At 66.3% G+C, this 17716-nt stretch carries 15 protein-coding genes; 6 read left to right on the plus strand and 9 right to left on the minus strand.

All coding sequences use genetic code 11. The features are described from left to right. Positions 1-56 precede the first annotated feature (56 nt). The 3 genes from prfB (at position 57) to ACE103_RS19685 (ending at position 3081) form a co-directional block, all read left to right on the plus strand. A protein-coding gene (prfB, locus tag ACE103_RS19675; protein WP_097675329.1) for a peptide chain release factor 2 occupies positions 57-1188 on the plus strand; the annotation gives its coding sequence in 2 pieces (ribosomal slippage) (positions 57-125 and positions 127-1188; 1131 coding nt in all). A gap of 3 nt (positions 1189-1191) precedes the next feature. After that, positions 1192-2061 (plus strand): NAD(P)-dependent oxidoreductase, encoded by an 870-nt coding sequence (locus ACE103_RS19680; RefSeq protein WP_375780776.1) that lies wholly within the window; start codon positions 1192-1194, stop codon positions 2059-2061. 84 nt (positions 2062-2145) lie between these two features. Further along, on the plus strand, positions 2146-3081 hold the full coding sequence (locus ACE103_RS19685; protein ID WP_375780777.1) for a DMT family transporter: 936 nt from the start codon (positions 2146-2148) through the stop codon (positions 3079-3081). Here ACE103_RS19685 and ACE103_RS19690 read toward each other — a convergent pair. Further along, complete coding sequence (locus tag ACE103_RS19690; protein WP_375780778.1) at positions 3041-5194, minus strand: carbamoyltransferase C-terminal domain-containing protein; 2154 nt, start codon at positions 5192-5194, stop codon at positions 3041-3043. The two genes, ACE103_RS19685 and ACE103_RS19690, sit on opposite strands and share 41 nt — an antisense overlap. Positions 5195-5353: 159 nt before the next feature. Here ACE103_RS19690 and ACE103_RS19695 point away from each other — a divergent pair, with 159 nt between their 5' ends. Continuing rightward, the gene (locus ACE103_RS19695; RefSeq protein ID WP_375780779.1) at positions 5354-6589 is read left to right on the plus strand and encodes an ABC transporter substrate-binding protein; all 1236 of its coding nucleotides are present in this window, start codon (positions 5354-5356) and stop codon (positions 6587-6589) included. A 131-nt stretch (positions 6590-6720) separates the two neighbouring features. Here ACE103_RS19695 and ACE103_RS19700 read toward each other — a convergent pair whose 3' ends face one another. The 6 genes from ACE103_RS19700 to ACE103_RS19725 form a co-directional block, all read right to left on the minus strand. Further along, the gene (locus tag ACE103_RS19700) at positions 6721-8076 is read right to left on the minus strand and encodes an O-antigen ligase family protein (protein ID WP_375780780.1); all 1356 of its coding nucleotides are present in this window, start codon (positions 8074-8076) and stop codon (positions 6721-6723) included. Between the two features lie 6 nt (positions 8077-8082). After that, positions 8083-9507 carry a glycosyltransferase family 4 protein gene (locus tag ACE103_RS19705; RefSeq protein WP_375780781.1) on the minus strand — a complete coding sequence of 475 codons (1425 nt, stop codon included), beginning with the start codon at positions 9505-9507 and terminating at the stop codon, positions 8083-8085. Continuing rightward, positions 9504-10244: an ABC transporter ATP-binding protein gene (locus tag ACE103_RS19710; protein ID WP_375780782.1), complete on the minus strand. Its 741-nt coding sequence runs from the start codon at positions 10242-10244 to the stop codon at positions 9504-9506. The genes ACE103_RS19705 and ACE103_RS19710 overlap by 4 nt, the downstream gene beginning before the upstream one ends. Positions 10245-10247: 3 nt before the next feature. Then, positions 10248-12188 carry a glycosyltransferase gene (locus ACE103_RS19715; protein ID WP_375780783.1) on the minus strand — a complete coding sequence of 647 codons (1941 nt, stop codon included), beginning with the start codon at positions 12186-12188 and terminating at the stop codon, positions 10248-10250. A 17-nt stretch (positions 12189-12205) separates the two neighbouring features. Beyond that, positions 12206-12436 (minus strand): hypothetical protein, encoded by a 231-nt coding sequence (locus tag ACE103_RS19720; RefSeq protein ID WP_375780784.1) that lies wholly within the window; start codon positions 12434-12436, stop codon positions 12206-12208. A 195-nt stretch (positions 12437-12631) separates the two neighbouring features. After that, positions 12632-13066 carry a hypothetical protein gene (locus ACE103_RS19725; protein WP_375780785.1) on the minus strand — a complete coding sequence of 145 codons (435 nt, stop codon included), beginning with the start codon at positions 13064-13066 and terminating at the stop codon, positions 12632-12634. Between the two features lie 150 nt (positions 13067-13216). Between ACE103_RS19725 and ACE103_RS19730 the strand changes: the two genes are divergently transcribed. Both ACE103_RS19730 and ACE103_RS19735 read left to right on the plus strand, forming a co-directional pair. Continuing rightward, a complete protein-coding gene (locus tag ACE103_RS19730; protein ID WP_375780786.1) occupies positions 13217-14092 on the plus strand; it encodes a DUF6502 family protein in 876 nt (291 codons plus the stop codon). Then, a complete protein-coding gene (locus ACE103_RS19735; protein ID WP_375780787.1) occupies positions 14089-15348 on the plus strand; it encodes a DUF5666 domain-containing protein in 1260 nt (419 codons plus the stop codon). The genes ACE103_RS19730 and ACE103_RS19735 overlap by 4 nt, the downstream gene beginning before the upstream one ends. Before the next feature lie 70 nt (positions 15349-15418). Here ACE103_RS19735 and ACE103_RS19740 read toward each other — a convergent pair whose 3' ends face one another. Next, positions 15419-16762 (minus strand): peptidoglycan DD-metalloendopeptidase family protein, encoded by a 1344-nt coding sequence (locus tag ACE103_RS19740; RefSeq protein ID WP_375780788.1) that lies wholly within the window; start codon positions 16760-16762, stop codon positions 15419-15421. A gap of 99 nt (positions 16763-16861) precedes the next feature. Beyond that, the gene (locus tag ACE103_RS19745; RefSeq protein WP_375780789.1) at positions 16862-17575 is read right to left on the minus strand and encodes a peroxiredoxin; all 714 of its coding nucleotides are present in this window, start codon (positions 17573-17575) and stop codon (positions 16862-16864) included. Positions 17576-17716 lie beyond the last annotated feature (141 nt).

Here is a 17716-nt window from a genome sequence, read left to right on the forward strand (position 1 = left end):
TTGCCGCGCCGGTCGTTACATCCCCGGCAAGCTTTTTCACCAACACCTGAAAGACCATGCGCGCGGAAATCGAACGCCTTGTTGAAGAGATCAAGCAGTCAGTCGGGCTGCTGAGGAGGCATCTTTGACGTCGAACAATCGACGGCACGCCTCGCTGAGCTGAACAAGCTCGCTGAAGACCCCAATCTCTGGAACGATCCGCAGAAGGCCCAACGGCTGATGCAGGAGCGCACCTCGCTGGAGGACGCGCTGTCGGGCATCGGCAAGGTCGAGCGCGAGCTCGAAGACAATATCGGCATGATCGAGCTCGGCGAAGCCGAGAACGACGCGGCCGTGGTCGCCGAGGCCGAGAAGGCACTGAAGGACCTCAAGAAGGAGGTCGCCCGGCGCGAGCTGGAAGCGCTGCTCTCGGGCGAGGCCGACAAGTTCGATTCCTATCTCGAAGTCCATGCCGGCGCCGGCGGCACCGAGAGCCAGGACTGGGCGCAGATGCTGCTGCGCATGTACACGCGCTGGGCGGAGAAGCACGGCTTCAAGATCGAGTTCCTCGAGGAGCAGCAGGGTGAAGAGGCCGGCATCAAATCGGCCACCATCCAGATCTCCGGCCACAATGCCTATGGCTGGCTGAAGACGGAGGCCGGCGTGCATCGCCTGGTGCGCATCTCGCCGTTCGATTCCAACGCGCGGCGGCACACGTCGTTTTCGTCGGTGCAGATTTTCCCTGTCATCGACGACTCGATCAAGATCGAGATCAAGGAGTCCGATGTCCGCACCGACACGATGCGGTCGGGCGGCGCCGGCGGTCAGCACGTCAACAAGACCGAGTCGGCGGTGCGCCTGACGCACATTCCGACCGGCATCGCGGTGGTCTGCCAGGCCGGACGCTCCCAGCACAAGAACCGGGCACAGGCCTGGGACATGCTGCGCGCGCGGCTCTACGAGATCGAGCTGAAGAAGCGCGAGGAACAGGCCGCTGCCGATCAGGCCGCCAAGACCGACATTGGCTGGGGTCACCAGATCCGCTCCTACGTCTTGCAGCCCTACCAGATGGTGAAGGATCTGCGCACCGGCGTGCAGACCTCCGATACGTCGGGGGTGCTCGACGGCGATCTCGATGAATTCATGGCGGCGACCCTGGCGCAGCGTGCGTTCGGCACCGGGCCCGGCTCCGTCGAGGATGTGGATTAGCCCATGACGCGCGTCGCTTTCATCGGATTGGGACGCATGGGCCACGGCATGGCCGGCCGTTATCTCGATGCCGGTTTCACCGTTGCGGTGTGGAACCGGAGCAAGGCCAAGGCCGAGGATCTGATCGCGCGCGGCGCCGTCTGGGCGACCTCGCCGGAGGATGCCGCGATCGATGCCGATGCCGTCGTGACCATGGTCGCCGACGACGAGGCATCGCGCGCGGTCTGGCTGACCAAAGACGGCGCCGCCGCCACCATGAAGGCCGGCACGCTCGCGATCGAGTGCTCGACGGTCTCGTACCGGCATACGCTGGACATGGCGCGGGAGCTCAACAGCCGCGGCCTGATCTACATCGATTGTCCCGTCACCGGGCTCCCCGAGGCGGCAGCTGCCGGCAAGCTGACGCTGCTGGTGGGGGCTGATCCGGCCGATCTCGAACGGGCGCAACCGTTCCTCGCGCCGATCGGCAGCACGATCCGCCATTTCGGCGCGGTCGGTACCGGCACCGTGTTCAAGCTGATCAACAATCTGATCGGCGCGGTGCAGATCGCAAGTCTCGCCGAGGGCGTCGCGATCGCCGAGCAGGCCGGCCTCAACATGCAATTGGTGGCCGAGGCGCTGGCGAGCGGTGCGATCGCGAGCCCGCAGATCATCCGCCACAGCAAGCGGATGATCGACCGCAATTTCTCCGGCGCATCGTTCACGGCGGCGCTGCGCCACAAGGATGCCGACTACGCCGTGCGGCTCGCCGAGACGCTGCTGCCCGGCGTGCCCGTCAGCCGCGCCGCGCTCACCGCCTACGACAAGGCGAGGGCCCATGCGCCCGACGGCGACGAAGGCCAGATGATCGAGATCGTGTCGCGGCCGAAATAGGCAGAGCCGCCATTCACGGAAATCGGGTGGCCAGCGCCGCCGCGCCCGGCTAGGCATCGGCGCCTGCGCAGATGAGTGCCCGCCATGCCTTCCGCCGACAACAGGATCGATCGCCGCGACTGGGGGCTGCTTCTCTTTCTGTCGGTGCTCTGGGGCGGCTCGTTCTTCTTCAACGGCGTCATCCTGCGCGAATTGCCGCCGTTGACCCTGGTGCTGCTGCGCGTCGTGCTCGGCGCGCTCATCCTGCTGCCGCTGCTGCGGGCGCGGAAGATCGAATTCCCGCGCGGCCTGTCCGGCTGGGCGCCGTTCGCCGCGATGGGGCTGTTCAACAACGCGCTGCCGTTCTCGCTGATCGTGTTCGGACAGACCTACATTCCGAGCGGGCTGGCCTCGATCCTCAATGCGACGACGCCGCTGTTTGCGGTGGTCGTGATGGCCGTGGCCGGCGAGGAGCGGCTGCAGGCGCGCCGCGTGGCGGGCGTGGTGGTCGGGCTGATCGGGGTCGCGATCCTGCATGGTGATGCGCTCGGCTTCGAGAGCAGGCAGGGCATCGGCATCCTGCTCTGCCTCGCGGGCGCGTTCAGCTATGGCATCGCGGCGCTGGTCGGGCGGCGGCTGCCGCAGCGCGTGCCGCCCTTGGGCACGGCGACATTCCAGATGATGGCCTCCAGCGTGATGATGGCCGTCGTCGCCGGCGTGGCCGAACGACCCTGGCTGCTGCCGATGCCGCATCTGACCACCTGGCTTGCCGTGCTCGGGCTCGCGGTGCTGTCGACGGCGCTGGCCTATATCGTGTTCTTCCAGATCCTGCAGCGCTCCGGCGCGACCAATGTGATGCTGGTGACACTGCTGCTCCCGGTTACCGCGATGCTGCTCGGATATCTCGTGCTCGGCGAGCCGGTCGCGCCGCGCGAAGTGATCGGTGCGCTCGTGATCGCCAGCGCGCTGCTCCTGATCGACGGGCGCGTGCTGACCTGGTTCAGCCGCGCGCCTGCTTCCACGCCGCATACCAGCCGGTGAAGCGGCCGCTGTCGCGCTCGCCGCCGTGCCAGGCCGCGTAGGCGGTGCCGTCGTCGGCGACCAGCACCACGGCATCGAGCCCCCTGGAGCGGCGCAGCGTGTCCATCGCCTGTGCCGGCGTCTGCGCGATCGGGCCCGCGACGTTAAACGACGTGTTGACCGACATCTCGACGCCGATATGGCGCCCGAGCGCCTTCAGATAGGCATAGGTGAGGGGATCGTCGGCCTCGCGCACGATCTGGATGCGGCCGGTGCCGTCGGCATGCACCACGGCGGGAATCTTCGCGCGTGCCTCCGGCTTCGAATGCGCCGTGAGCACCATGTAGTTGTAGGCGTTGTAGTCGGCGTCGGACGCGCCGTCTTCGAGTTCGAAATAGTTGCGCGCGGCCTGCAGCGTCGCCATTGGCGCCAGTGGCCGGATCGCCTCGCGATATTTGACGCGCTCGTTGAGCCGCTCGCGGACCTCGGGGTCGCAGGGGTTGGCGAGGATCGAGCGATGGCCGAGCGCGCGCGGACCGGTTTCAGCCGCGCCCTGATAGATCGCGATCACGCCGCCTTGCGCCACCATGCCAGCCATCAGATCGGCAACCGCATCGCGCCCTTCCGATGTCGCGACATTGCCGATCTCGGTGGAGGCGACGTCGTCGGCGCGCAGCGCCGCGGTGATGTCGGCGTTCGAAGGCGGCAGGCCGCAATAGAAGGCGTGCGACAGCGGCGCGCCGCGCACAGCGCCCGCCATATGCGCGAACAGCCAGGCCGCGCCGATCGGCACGCCGGGATCGCCGGGCACCGGCGGCACCCACATATGCAACCGGGTCTTCCGCTGCTGCACGCGTTCGAACCACGCTTCGTCAAAGTGCTCGAGCAGCCGCATATTGCCGACCGCGTTCAGCGCCACACCGCCGGTCAGCACCAGGCGGTCGGTACCGGTGATGCGGAGGAGATGATCGATGACATGGATCATCGCGTCCTCGAGCACCAATTGCGTGGCGGCCGCCTTGTCGACGCGGTCCTTGGTGTCGGGGCGGTGATTGATGTCCTCGACGCGCAGCACGGCGTCGGGATTCCAGAGCTGCTCGGGCCGCAGCGGCGGGCCGAGAATATCGATCAGCGGCTGATGATAGGGATTGTCGGCGGGATCGGCATACCAATTGGCCATCGCGCGATTGAGCCGCACGCTGCCGTTGGGCCCGAGCTGCAGCACCGCCTTCAGGCGCTGGTAATAGGGATTGGTAGCGCGGTTCATGTCGCCCCAGGCGGCAGCGCCCATGTAGCGGCCCTCGCTGGAGAGCCAGGTCCAGCCGCCCTGGCTCGACGAGATCACTGTGTAGAAAGCACCGAGCGAGTCGAACAGGCTCTCATTGCAATAGAGCCGCTTCATCTCGCCGTTCTCGGCGACATAGAGCGAAATTGAACCGACGTCGCCGGTGCCGTCGAGCACCGCAATCGCGACACGCTCGCCCGTGTCGGCGAAGGGCGAGGCCGTGAACGAGTACCAGGCATGATTGTCGTGATGTGGCATGCAGATCAGCGGCAGCTGTTCTCCGAGCCCGTACATGTTGCCGAGCTTGCGCGAGATGCGCCGCACCTGGTCCATGTGCCGCAGCTTGATCGCGGGCGCGACCGGCGCGCGCAGCAATTTGAAGCTGGCCGGCGCTTCCTCGAATGAGGTGCGGATCAGCATCGCGATCAGCGCCGGATAGTCCCACGTCGTGACGAAGGCCGCGATGTCGCCGATGTCGCGGCCCGTCCGTTGCAACACCTTGCGCATGTCGTCGAGCGCGTGTTGCGGAAACTCATTGGTGTGCTTGTTTCCGGAAAAGCGCTCTTCCTCGTTGTTGACGATCAGGCGCGGTCCGTCCTTCTGGGTGACCTCGACCAGTGCGACGCCGGTGTTGTGCGTGCCGGGGCAGGCGAGGCCGGCGATGTAGACGGTCTCGCCGCGCTGTAGCCTTTCGCGGATCGAGGCGATCGTGCGCTGCGCGAACTCGCCATTGGCCTTGTGCAGGCCACGCTTCGCCAACGCACGTTCGCTGAGGCGGCGCGTGATCTCATAGCCCGCGGCCGCAATACGCGGATGCCGCGGACCGGTACGAATGTCCGGTTTACGCAATCAGAACGCCTCGACTCGTGATCCCCAGATCGACTTCAATCATAAATAGCGCCAGGCAACAATGCCGTTTCGCCCAACGGAAAAACCCAGCGCTTGCCAGCACATGCGTCTCTTGCGAGACTTGCCGTCAAAACTACGACAAAAATCGGGGAGAAAATGATGCGGGCTCGTCTCGGATATATTGGCACGATCGTGGCCTTCGCAAGTGTCGCATTGATCACGACCTCGGCGACAGCGCAGAAGAAATACGACCCCGGCGCAAGTGATGGCGAAATCAAGATCGGCAATATCATGCCGTATAGCGGCCCGGCGTCGTCCTACGGCGTGATCGGCAAGACCGAGGCTGCGTTCTTCCGGATGATCAACGAGCAGGGCGGCATCAATGGGCGCAAGATCAACTTCATCAGCTACGACGACGCCTATTCGCCGCCGAAGGCGATCGAACAGGCGCGCAAGCTGGTCGAGAGCGACGAGGTGCTGCTGATCTTCCAGGCGCTCGGCACGCCGTCGAATTCGGCAATCATGAAGTACATGAATGCCAAGAAGGTGCCGCAATTGTTCGTCGCCTCCGGCGGCACCAAGTTCGGCGATCCCAAGAACTTCCCCTGGACGATGGGCTTTCAGCCCAACTACCAGAGCGAGGGGCGCATCTATGCGAAATACATTCGCGACAAATTCCCCGACAGCAAGATCGCAGTGTTCTGGCAGAATGACGACGCCGGCAAGGATCAGTTCAAGGGCCTGAAGGACGGCCTCGGCGATAAGGCTAACATGATCATCGCCGACAAGTCCTACGAGGTCTCCGATCCCTCGATCGATTCGCAGATCGTCGCGCTGCACGATTCCGGCGCCGACATCTTCTTCTCCTGGGCGGCGCCGAAGGGATCGGCGCAGGCGATCCGCAAGGTGGGCGAGCTCGGCTGGAAGCCGAAGTTCTTCCTCGCCAACACCGCGACCACGGTCGCCTCGGTGCTGAAGCCGGCGGGGCTCGAATATGCCAAAGGCATCATCTCGACCCAGTACCTGAAGGATCCGACCGACCCAACCTGGGACAAGGACCCCGCGGTCGTGAAGTGGCGCGGCTTCATGGACAAATACTATCCCGACGGGGACAAGGCCAATTTCAACAACGTCTACGGCTATGTGCAGTCGGAGGCGATGATGCAGGTGCTGAAGCAATGCGGCGACAATCTCACGCGCGAGAACGTCATGAAGCAGGCGGCCAGCCTGAAGGACTTCCACTCCGACCTGATGCTGCCGGGCATCATGGTCAACACCTCGCCCGACGATTACTACCCGATCGAGCAGATGCAGTTGATGCGATTCAACGGCGAAGCGTGGGAGCTGTTCGGCGACGTCATCACGGGAGAGGTCGGGCACGACGCGACGCGGTAGGCGGTCATGGGAGGCACTGCTTGTATCGCAACACCACCGTCGTCCCGGCGAAGGCCGGGACCCATACGCCGCGGCGGTCGTTGTAAACGGGACTTGTCGTTCCAGCGTTGCGCGACAAGCAGCATCGGTGGTTATGGGTCCCGGCCTTCGCCGGGACGACACCGAATATGTTGCGCGGTATTAGCGCGGCGGCGCACCACAGGTGTCCGCCAAGATCTTCTCCGGCGGGCGCGCAGCGCCATGCCGCCGGCGACGCCGACGCCGATCACGTACATCCAGCCCTCGTGAAAATCGGACAGATGCGAGTTCAGCAGCGAGCTCGTGATGTTCTGCACGACGATTGCGAGGCCGATCCAGGTCACGAGATCGCGGCCGGCGAACAGGCGGATGTGGCCTATCCACATCGCGTACAGCAGCAGCACGCCAATGAGCCCCCACTGGATCGCGACATTGAAGGTCTGGTTGTGCGGGTTGTTGATCACCTCGGCCTCGAGGCCGGTTTGTCCTGTCGCATCCAGCGTGAACAGGTGCCTGATCGCGCCGGTGCCGTGCCCGATGAGCGGCGCCTCGGTGATGAACTTCACTGATTTGCGCCAATAGGTCAGGCGCTGCGCGGTGGAGGCGATCCCTGAGGTATCGTGCGCGCGATACTCGACGCCGACGTCGGCGATGCGTTGGCGCAGATAGGGCGACGTCGTCCACACCAGCAGGCTCGCCAGCGCGACAGCGGCGAACAGCAGCCGCGTGGCGCGGCGGGACAAATGCAGCGAGGCGAACACGACCAGCAAGACCGGCATGGTGACCAGCGCGGTCCGCGCCGAGACGACGTAGAACATGTTGGCGACGAACAGCAGGATCAACGCGAGGGTGCCGGCCGCGATGCGCCATTGCCGGGCCCGCAGCGCGGTCAACGCCGGCAGCATCAGTGCGAAGGCGCACAGCACGAATTCCTGGCTCTGGTCGAGGTAGTTCTTGACCGGCACGCCGTCGGAGGCGGTGTGCGCGAGCTTGAGCTGCGGCAGCGCCAGCACGATCCAGGACAGCATCATCAGCAGCGTGCATGACACCAGGAAAGCCAGGAACACCCAAAGCCCGCGCTGCGAGCGCTGGAAGTAGCCGAGCAGGAACGGCAGCAGCAATAGCTTGCCGAGCGGCTTGATGCCTTGCAGCCGCTCAGTCCAGCCGGCTTCCGACCAGGCCAGGCCGAGCACCGCGAGCGCGACCAGCGCGACCGGCAATGCAAAGGCCGGCTGCGCCAGGTCGAGAATGAACTGCTCCCAGTCGAAGGTCGGGATCACGGCGACCAGCCACAGCAGCATGAAGACGGCGAGCGCGGTCGTCGACCACGGCAGCGACGCCGCTGCGAGTGCGATCAGAATATTGGTCGCGCGGGCATAGGCAGCCGAACCAGGCCAGGCGCGGACGCGATCCCGCCAGTGCAGGACCGGCGCGATGGCGAGACGGATGGAGTCGGAATCGGTGCTCATGACCCGTCACACACTGTGCGCGGTCGCGCCGTTGAAGGTCGCCATCGCGGCGGTGAGCGCCGCCGCGGCGGTCGCGACATCGGGGGCCGGCCGATGCGACAGCAGGTCGCGCGCCTGGGTGTGGTGGCCGAAGCGCTCGGCGAGCTCGGTCCGGCACTCGCGGATCCGGTCGCGCCATTGCTCTTGCTCGGCCAGAACCCGGGTGACCGAGGCGCTGATGGACTCGATCGAGAACGGGTCGAAATAATCGGCGAGCTCGCCGGCGACTTCGCGGAACACGGCAATGTCGGAGCACAGCACTGGCGTGTTGACGGCCAGCGCCTCGATGATCGGGACGCCGAAGCCTTCGGCGAGGCTCGGCATGATCAGGCCATGGGAATCGGCAATCAGGGCGGCCTTCTCGTATTCCTCGACATAGCCGGAAAAGCGGACATTGGGTGGCGCATTGCGGGTCAGGCTGGGCGCGCCGGTGTAGCCGATCACGACGAGATCGGCCTGGGGCAATTTGCGGAAGGCGCGGATGACCGCGGCGAGGTTCTTGCGCGGCTCGGCGGAGACGATCACGACGAAGTATGGCCGTCCGCTCGGCGCACAAGCTGCCGGCAGCGCCTGTGCATCGAACCTGGTGCGGGGATAGACCACCCGCGCCGGCAGATGCGCGAACTGCGGCAGCAAAGCGCGGAAGCGGCCCAGGCTGTAATTCGAAACGAAGGCGAGCTCGTCGGCCTGTTGCAGGCTGGTGAACAGCCGCGACAGGAACAGCCGGGTTGCGACGTCGCTGAGCTTGAGGTCGGTGAGCGGCAGCAGGTCGTGCACCACGCAGATTACCTTGGCGCCGCGCTTGCGCTGGATCGCGACCCGCGTCGGCGTGTCGACGAGGATGACGTCATAGCCGCGCGCATCGACCCGCGGCGGCGGCAGCCGCAGCAGTGCCGAGGTGTCCTGATAGCTGTAGAAGCCGGGCTCGAGCAGGAAGTCGCCGAACAGCCTGAGATGACGCAAATCGGTCGGGATGTATTCGAGGCCGTCGGCGTGGTTCTCGATCAGGCTGACGCCGGCGGGCAGCAGATGGAGCGCGCGTAGGAAGCTGACCGCGAATTCCAGCGAGGTCGCCGCGCGCAGCTTGCCGCGGAACCAGTCGACGGTTCGGCGCAGACCGCCGCTGCTGCGCATCACAGGCGCATTCATGTCGGCCTCGTCGAGGAAACGATAGAGCGCGAGCAATTCGATCAGCCGCGACCCGTCGGGCAGCAGCCTGGTGCGCTGCTGGCGTTGGCGCAGCTTGCGATAGCGGCGCGTGGTCTCGACCAACAGCGTCAGCTCGTGGCCGTCGCCGGCCAGCGAGCGGATCAGTTCGCGCGTGAAATGGAAGATGCCGCGCTTGTGGTTGGGTTCGCCGAGCGCCTCGCTGACGACCAGGATCTTTGTCATGCGGTTATTTCTCTGAGCTTGAGGTGATGCGGGATAGGCGGATCCAGCGCAACGGTTCTGGTGATGCGGCCGTGATCGAGATTGATGATGCGGTTGCAGGTCCGGCGCAGCAGCCCCTGGTCGTGCGAGGCGATGATCACGATCGCCGCGGCCTCGACCATCTTGCGCAGCCGCTGCTCGGCCTTGGCCGAGAAATTCTCGTCGACCACGCTGAGCCATTCGTCGAGCAGCAGGATGTCGGCGGGAAACGCGGTCGCGGTCGCAAACAGCACGCGCATCAGCATGCCCGACGAGAACATCCGCAGCGGCAGCCGCTGCATACGTTCTTCCAGCTCAGTGAACGCCCAGATCTCGTCCAGGATCGCCGGCGTCGGCTTGCGGCCGGAGATCCGCAGCAGCAGGTTGATGTTGTCGGCGGCGACGAAATCGAGGTTGACGCCGGCGCCGAGGCCAAGCAGTGGCACGATGTTGCCGGAAATCTGCATCTCGCCGCTGGTTGCCGGAAACACGCCGGCGATCAGCCGCAGCAGAGTGGACTTGCCGGAGCCATTCGGCCCGGCGAGGCCGATGCGGGCGCCGGCCTTCGCCTCGATCGAGATGTTGTCCACCGCACGGATGGTGCGCATCTCGCTGGCCTGACGAAACAGGCGGCCGAGCAGGCGGCGCTTCAGCGAAAAATCGTAAGCGCCGTACAGCGGATAATCGAGACAGACGTCGCGGAGGTCGATGCTTGCCATGTGCTAGATCCAGAATGCCGCTTTGCGCAATTGAGCGACCGTCACGGTCGCCGCGATCGCGAGCGCGGCAAGGCAGGCCAGCACGTAGATCACGCTCGTCGTCGCGACATGGCCCGATGCCAGCGGGTCGCGCCAGACCGCGAACAGATGGGTCAGCGGATTGAGCCGCATCACGGTAGAGCCGCGATCGATCATCTCAGGCGTCCAGATGATCGGCGAGGCCAGGAAGGCCAGCGTCAGCGAGGACTCGATGATCGGCTTGATGTCGCGGTAGCGCGTCGCCAGCGCGCCGAGCACGAGGCTGACGCCGAGCGTGCAGATGACGAACAGGACGAGGCCCGGCAGGGCGGCGATCGCGCCGCCGACATCCCGCGGCGTCAGCGCGAGCCACAGGATCAGCGGCACGACCGCGTTGTGAGCCGCGAACAGCGCCTGGCGGAAGGTACATTGCAGCAGGAAGATCACCGGCGGCAGCGCGCGATCCTTGATCAGGCTGGCCGAGCCCTGCAGCGCGGTGGTGGCGTCGAGCACGACGCTGTTGAGGAAGGTCCAGGCGGTGAGGCTCGCCGCCAGCATCGGCAGCCGCGCCACCGCGCTGGCGTTGGAGAGATGGCCGATGACCGAGCCGAGCACGGCCACCATGATCGCCATCTGGATCGACATCCAGAAGGGTCCAAGGAGGGAGCGGACGTAGCGATGGCGAACGTCTGACCAGGCCAGCGCTGCCGCGATCTGGATCGCGCCGACGAGACCGGCCGTTCGGGGGCGCGGGGCTGGGGCTGACGACCCTGCGTCCTTTGCGGCGGCCTCTTCAGTGACGACCTTGCGGTACACCGTCTCCACCCCCTCCTTGAAGGCTGATGTCGAGTATTTCGTGATCGCGCGATGGCGCGCGGCCTGGCCCATGCGGCGGCGCCGCCCGGGATCGTTGATCAGCGTCTCGATCGCGTCGGCGAGGGCTGTGGGATCGCCGGGCGGCACGGTGATGGCCTCGAGACCGTCGCGGGCGACATGCGGAACGCCGGTGTCGAGCGCGGTGTTGACGATCGGACGGCTCGCCGCCATCGCCTCGAGCTGCGCCAACCCGAAGGTCTCGGCATTGGTCACCGACGGCATCACGAAGACGTCGGCGATGCGCATCAGCTTGACGCGTTCGCTCTCGGACACCGAGCCGAGCAGGCGGACGCGATCCTGCAAGCCGTAGTCGCGGATCAACTGCTCGAGATGCTCGCGCTCACGGCCCTCGCCGACGATCCAGACCTCGAAATTGCGGGCGTGGGCGGCGCGCACCAGCACGTCAAAACCCTTGTAGGGCACCAGCCGGCCGCAGGCGAGGACGAGGCGGCCGCGGGCGTTGACGTCGTCGGCTTGCGCGGCGGGCCGGTCATACTTCTCGACATCGACGCCGAACGGAACGGCGTGGCACTTGTCGGCAAATTCCTGCAGCAGCGGCGTGGTTTCGACCAGCACCGGGTCGGAGACGATGATCGCGGCGGCACGGCGCAAGGTCCGCCGCATCATCGGCTCGACCAGAAAGCGCAAGGCCGCGTGCGAGACGATATCGGCATGCCAGTGCACCACCAGTGGACGCGCGCGGCCGAGCCCGAGCGCGAACACCAGGTCGGCGAGCGGGAAGGGGGCGTGCAGCGCGAGCAGATCGTGCTCGGCGATGCGGCGCCACAGCCGCCACGGATAGGTCGGCGCCGCCGGCAGCGACAGCACGTCGCCGAACGAATGCACGCGCTCGACCGCAACGTCATTGACCACGATCTGCCGCTCGCCGCCTGCGCGCGAGCAGACCAGCACGGCGGCGTCGAACGTGTCCTTCAGGGAGCCGCAGATGTCGCGGATCACGGTCAGCGTGCCGCCGAACAGGTCGGGGTAGTAGACCTTGAAGATGTGGAGAACCGACGGACGCCGGGCCGGCGCGTTGAGACCAATCATGGGCGGCTCGATCCGGATCATGCGACGAACAGGGCGACGACGAACGGCAGCGCCAGCGCGGCGGCGAACACCAGCGAGCGCAGCAGCGCCGGAAACACCGGCTCGATCGGGCCGCAAGGCGCCTGCGGCGCGAAGCAGAAGCCTGCCTGCGGCGTGAAACGGAGTGTGGTGGCGGCGAACCGACCGGGTTCGCGATACGAACTGGGTTCGCAAGACGAACCGGGTTCGTGGGCCGAACGAAGAGACATTGTGTCGGATTCCCTGCTGAATGGATTCTGGATACGTGGGAAGATTTCACACGTCAATGGCATTGGACTAAAATGTGGGATTATGTCCCACGTGTGGCGGTGGATAACTTTTTTGACAGGAGGCATCGGATCGCATGCCGGCGCGATCGCGCCGTGATGGTGCGAGGCAAGCAGGTCGGGAGTGCTAGCGAGGTGTCAGGCCGGCTCGGCCGTGCTGCCCGTCGTCGATGGCTGCAACTGGCGGCGGATGGCGGGGATGTCGAAATGGATCCGCTCGGGCAGCATCGCGGCCGCGGGCCGCTGCAAATCCTCCTCGATGACGACGCGCTTGCCGCCATCCGCAGTCAGCGCGATCGAGATCGAGTTCGCGCGCGGCTCGGCGGTGAGGCCGGCATGCGCGCGGCAGGCATATTCGCCGGCGCGCAGGCCGCCGAAGCCGAAGGCGAGCAGGCGGCCATAGATGTACAGCGCCAGCAGGTCGGTCTCGCCGAAGCGGCGCGGCGAACCGGGCGCCACGCCCGGCAGGCAGGGATAGCCGCCCGCCATCACCGTCGACACGAACTCCTCGTAGGGAACCTGGGCGATCCGGCAGGCTTCCGCGATCGCAAGGTCGAATCGGGCAGGCGTCATGGAGCGGTCCGTAGGGATATCGGCGCCCGCAGGCCGCGCCGTGTCCGGAGGTTACTTTTGTTTCCCATAAGTGGGAAAATGTCACACGTCAAGCGAGGTGGGCGAAACGGTGGGATTGTGTCCCACGCGGCGGGCGGCTAAAAGTTAGGCATGAATGCCAAGCCCCCGAAGCCGAAGCCGGGATCGGCTGCGCCGATCACTGCCGCGAAGCTGCACTCGCCACTGGCGCGAATGCTGCGCCCGCTGGTGCGGCTTTGCGTGCGCGGCGGCATGACATTTCCGGCGCTGACCCAGCTGTTGCGCGAGCTCTATGTCAACGTCGCCGAACACGACTTCGCGCTCGAGGGCAAGGAGCAGACCGACAGCCGCGTCAGCCTGCTGACCGGCATCCACCGCAAGGAGGTCGCGCGGTTGCGCGGAGCGGGCGCGCCGGTCAATGCGGTGCCGGCGACATTGTCGCGCACCAGCGCGATCATCGCGCGCTGGCTGGCCGCGCCCGAATTCACCGACATGAAGGGCGATCCGCTGCCGTTGCCGCGCACCGCCGATGGCGGCGCGCCGTCGTTCGAGACGCTGGTCGAATCGATCACCAAGGACGTGAGGCCGCGCGCCGTGCTCGACGAATGGCTCGACCGCAAGCTCGTGACCATCAATGACGACGACGAGATCATGCTGGTCGAGGAGGCCTTCGTCCCGCATGGCGACGACGACCGCAAATGGCATTATCTCGGCCGCAACCTGCATGACCACGTCGCGGCCGCCGAGATGAACGTGTCGTCGGCGACGCCGCGTTTCCTCGAACGCGCGGTGCATTACGACGGACTGTCGGCCAAACTGGCAAAACGGCTCGAGGGGCGCTCGCGCGAGCTCGCGATGGAGGCGCTGAAGGTCGCCAACCGCGAGGCCAACCGCGCCTTGGCCAAGGACAAGGGCGGCGACTACCGCTGGAATTTCGGCATCTACATCTATCGCGAGGGCCCCGACGGCCCGGTTGATGACGATGCCGACGAAGGCGGTGCGGCATGAAAGGCCCGCCTGTTATTTCCCGTCGCGCGCTGCTGATCGGCTTCTGGCTGGCCGGAACGTCGCTCGCGGGCGCGCAAGTCAAGAAGCGCGGCAACGATCAGGGCATCGGCGGCACCGGCATCACCGGCTCCGACCAGGGCATCGGTGGCACCGGCATTGTCGGCGTGATCCAGCGGTTCGGCTCGATCTACGTCAACGGTGAGCGCGTCGCCTATGCGGCCGACGTGCCAGTCCGGATCGACGGCGAGGCGGCGAACGCAAAGGCGCTGCGGATCGGGCAGCTCGCGCGCGTGGTGGCGGAGCGCGATGCCGGCGGCTCGCTGTCGACCAAGCGGATCGACGTGGCGAGCGAAGTGACCGGGCCGGTCGAGCAGATGAAATCGGGCGAGCTGACGGTGCTCGGCCAGAAGGTCGCCTGGAGCGGCCGCGAGGGCTGGCTGAAGGTCGGCGCGCATGTCGCCGTGTTCGGGCTGCGCCGCACCGACGGTGTGGTCGTCGCAAGCCTGGTGCAGGAGCGCCATGACGCTGCGATGCGTGTCGCGGGACCGCTCGAGCGCGATCGCGCGGGTAGCTTGCGGATCGGCGAGCTCAAGCTCAGCGGCGTCGATGCGGCTTTGGCCGGTCAGCGCGTGCAGGCCGAAGGCCATGTCACGCAGGGCGTGATGCAGGTCTCGCGCAGCCGCGCCGACGACTTCTCCGATCTCACCGGCGCCAAGCGGCTGTTGATCGAGGCCTATGTGCGGCGGGTCGGCAATGACCTGCAGCTCGGCTCCGGTTTCGTCGCGCGCGATCACTCGCGCTTTTCGCCGGCGGCTGATACGCGCGTGGTCGTCAATGCGCAGCTGTCGGGGACGCGCGAGCTGCGCGTCGAGTCGGTGCAATCGGTCACCAAATTCCCGGGCTCGACGGTGAAGAGCCCCGGCACGCCGGGCCGCGGCTCCGGCGGCGGCTCCGGGCCGGGACATGGGTCCGGACCAGGCGGGCGCGGCGCGCCTGGTGGTGGCGGCCCCGGTGGTAGCGGGCCAAGTGGCGGCCCTGGCGGGCCGTCCGGTGCGCCCGGTGGCGCGCCGCCTGGTGGTGGCGGTCCTGCGCCTGATCCTCTGAATGGCGGAACGACCGGCCCGGGTCCGGGCGGCTTCGGCTCGCCCGGCGGACCATTCGGCCCCGGTGGTGGCGGCGGTGGCCCATTCGGGCCCGGCGGCGGATTCGGTGGCGGCGGGCCGCCCGGCGGCATGGGCGGCGGTGGCCGCCGCTAATCCGGCAAGACAAAACCGGCGCAGGCTTGGGCCAGCGCCGGTTTCAGAACGTGCCGCGTGATTGGAGGCTTTAGCCTGCGCTGAGCCGGACGCCGGCGCGGAGGAATTTCTGCGGATCGACCGCTTCGCCGTCGATGCGGGTTTCGTAGTGCAGATGCGGACCGGTGGAACGGCCGGTCGAGCCGACAGCGCCGATCACCTGGCCGATCTTGACGTACTCACCGACCTTGACGCCGATCTCGGAGAGATGGCCGTAGCGGGTCGAGAGGCCATTGCCGTGATCGACCTCGACCATGCGGCCGTAGCCACCGGCCCAGCCCGCCGACACCACCTTGCCGTTGGCGGTGACGCGCACCGGATCGCCCTGCGCGGCGCGGAAGTCGAGCCCGGTGTGCATTGCCGGACGGCCGAGGAACGGATCGGAGCGCACGCCGAAGCCGCTGGTGAATTCGACCTCGCCGACCACGGGCTTGCGGTAAGGCACCAGCGCGAGCGTCTGGTTCAAGCGCTGCATCTGCGCGCGGTTGATGTTGATGCGGTAGAGCTGGCGCTCGAACGCGCCGGCATCTGGCGCGAGCTTTACCGGCACATAGGGGCCGCCCATGCCGGAGCGCGGCGTCGCGGCTTCGAGTTGCGCCATGTTGAGGCCGAGATCGGAGATCACGCCGCGCATCCGGCGCACCCGCGATTCGATGCCGTCCTCGACCGAGGAGAGCGCTGCGACCTGGCGCCGCTCGACCTGGTCGAGCGAGGTCTGCAGGCGGACCAGGACGTTGTCGACGCCCTGGGCCTTGGCGAACTGGTTCGGCTGCGCCTTGGCGATCAGCGGCGCGCGCGATTCCAGCCGCGCCTCGCGATCCGGCGGCGCCACGAAGATCACGGTGTCGCTGATCGGGGAGGGCTTTGGCGTGCCGGATGACGGCGCGGCGTCGGCGCGGCCCTGCGGCTTGATCGATCCTGTAGTGGTCGCATCGGGCATTGCGCCGAGCGCGGTGGCGCGCGATTCCAGCGCCGACTGCCGCTTCATGATCTGGTCGAGCTTCTGGTCGAACTGCTCCTGGTCGAGCAGCTGGCGGCTGGTGGTGCGGTCGACCTTGGAGCGCAGCTCCGAGATGCGGTCCTCATAGGCGTATTGCATCTCGGCCTGGCGTGCGATCAGCCGGGTCAGGACGTCGTCACGGAACGCGAAATAGGTCGCAGTCGCCGCCGACCACATGCCGAGCAGGACCACGGTGCCGACCGCGATCCAGAACACCACCGGTCCGAACCGGACCTGCTTGCCGGCATGGACCAGCGTATAGCCCTCGCCGGAAGCCGCCGCCGCTGCTTGCTGCGCGACCGGACGGCGTGCCGGCGTCCGGCCATGGTCCTGAGGATGATGGTGTTTCTGGTGATGACCGGACCGGCTCGACATCGGTACTCCCGCGGCCGGTCGGACCAAGCTCCGTACGGCTAATTTGCGGGGCCGATTTGAGCTCGCCATGGTTAATTTTCAGGAAACGGAACCCGTCCGTCAGAGCGATCGGGCGGCCTCCAATACCGCCTCGGCATGGCCGTCGACCTTCACGTGGCGCCAGATGCGGGCAACTTTTCCACCGGAATCGACCAGAACCGTGGTGCGAATAATCCCCATGAAGGTCCTGCCATACATGGATTTTTCGCCCCAGGCGCCATACGCCTCCAGCATCTGATGGGCAGGATCCGAGACCAGCGGCACCGACAGCTGGTGTTTGATTCGAAATGACTCCTGCGCCTTAACCGTATCGGCGGAAATGCCGACCACCTCGGCCCCTGAAGCCGCGAACTCGTCCTTGAGCCGGGTGAAGTCGATCGCCTCCCTTGTGCAGCCGGGGGTATCGGCGCGGGGATAGAAGAACAGCACCAGCTTCTTGCCTGCAAAATCCCTCAGTGAAACGCTGCCTCCGCCGTCGCGCGGCAGGTCGAAGCCGGGCGCCGCGGCGCCCTCAGTGAGTGTGACGGCGGACGACTTGGTCACGGTTGCGGCCGCCTTCGGCTTTAACGGTTTCGATGCGGCCTTGTGCGAGGCTTTGCTAGGAACACCCGCTGCGCTCTTGGTCTTTGCGGTTTTGGCCGCTGCCTTCTTCGCAACCGTTGTGCGGGTTTTCGTCGCGGACTTCCCAGTGCTTGCGCCTGCGGCGCGCGCAACTTTTGTTGCGACCCGCTTTCCGGTTGTGTTGGAGGATTTCTTGCGCGTTTTCTTGGACATACGCCTTCCTTTCGTCGCTTTCCGAAGATCAACCATTGGGGTATTGCGGGTCTCATTCGCAGCGGCCGGATTCGCATCGGCCGCTGGGCAAGTTTGATGGCCACGGAGTATGGTGACAAGGAATTCGACGCATTACCCGTC

Source organism: Bradyrhizobium sp. ma5, from assembly GCF_042258955.1.
Lineage (GTDB): Bacteria > Pseudomonadota > Alphaproteobacteria > Rhizobiales > Xanthobacteraceae > Bradyrhizobium.

Bases quoted from the DNA above. Each gene is read 5' to 3' on its own strand.
- ACE103_RS19725 (WP_375780785.1), bottom strand. From the start codon at position 13,066: ATGACGCCTGCCCGATTCGACCTTGCGATCGCGGAAGCCTGCCGGATC.
- ACE103_RS19730 (WP_375780786.1), top strand. From the start codon at position 13,217: ATGAATGCCAAGCCCCCGAAGCCGAAGCCGGGATCGGCTGCGCCGATC.
- ACE103_RS19715 (WP_375780783.1), bottom strand. From the start codon at position 12,188: ATGATTGGTCTCAACGCGCCGGCCCGGCGTCCGTCGGTTCTCCACATC.
- ACE103_RS19685 (WP_375780777.1), top strand. From the start codon at position 2,146: ATGCCTTCCGCCGACAACAGGATCGATCGCCGCGACTGGGGGCTGCTT.
- ACE103_RS19695 (WP_375780779.1), top strand. From the start codon at position 5,354: ATGCGGGCTCGTCTCGGATATATTGGCACGATCGTGGCCTTCGCAAGT.
- ACE103_RS19720 (WP_375780784.1), bottom strand. From the start codon at position 12,436: ATGTCTCTTCGTTCGGCCCACGAACCCGGTTCGTCTTGCGAACCCAGT.
- ACE103_RS19700 (WP_375780780.1), bottom strand. From the start codon at position 8,076: ATGAGCACCGATTCCGACTCCATCCGTCTCGCCATCGCGCCGGTCCTG.
- ACE103_RS19740 (WP_375780788.1), bottom strand. From the start codon at position 16,762: ATGTCGAGCCGGTCCGGTCATCACCAGAAACACCATCATCCTCAGGAC.
- ACE103_RS19745 (WP_375780789.1), bottom strand. From the start codon at position 17,575: ATGTCCAAGAAAACGCGCAAGAAATCCTCCAACACAACCGGAAAGCGG.
- ACE103_RS19705 (WP_375780781.1), bottom strand. From the start codon at position 9,507: ATGACAAAGATCCTGGTCGTCAGCGAGGCGCTCGGCGAACCCAACCAC.
- ACE103_RS19735 (WP_375780787.1), top strand. From the start codon at position 14,089: ATGAAAGGCCCGCCTGTTATTTCCCGTCGCGCGCTGCTGATCGGCTTC.
- ACE103_RS19680 (WP_375780776.1), top strand. From the start codon at position 1,192: ATGACGCGCGTCGCTTTCATCGGATTGGGACGCATGGGCCACGGCATG.
- ACE103_RS19710 (WP_375780782.1), bottom strand. From the start codon at position 10,244: ATGGCAAGCATCGACCTCCGCGACGTCTGTCTCGATTATCCGCTGTAC.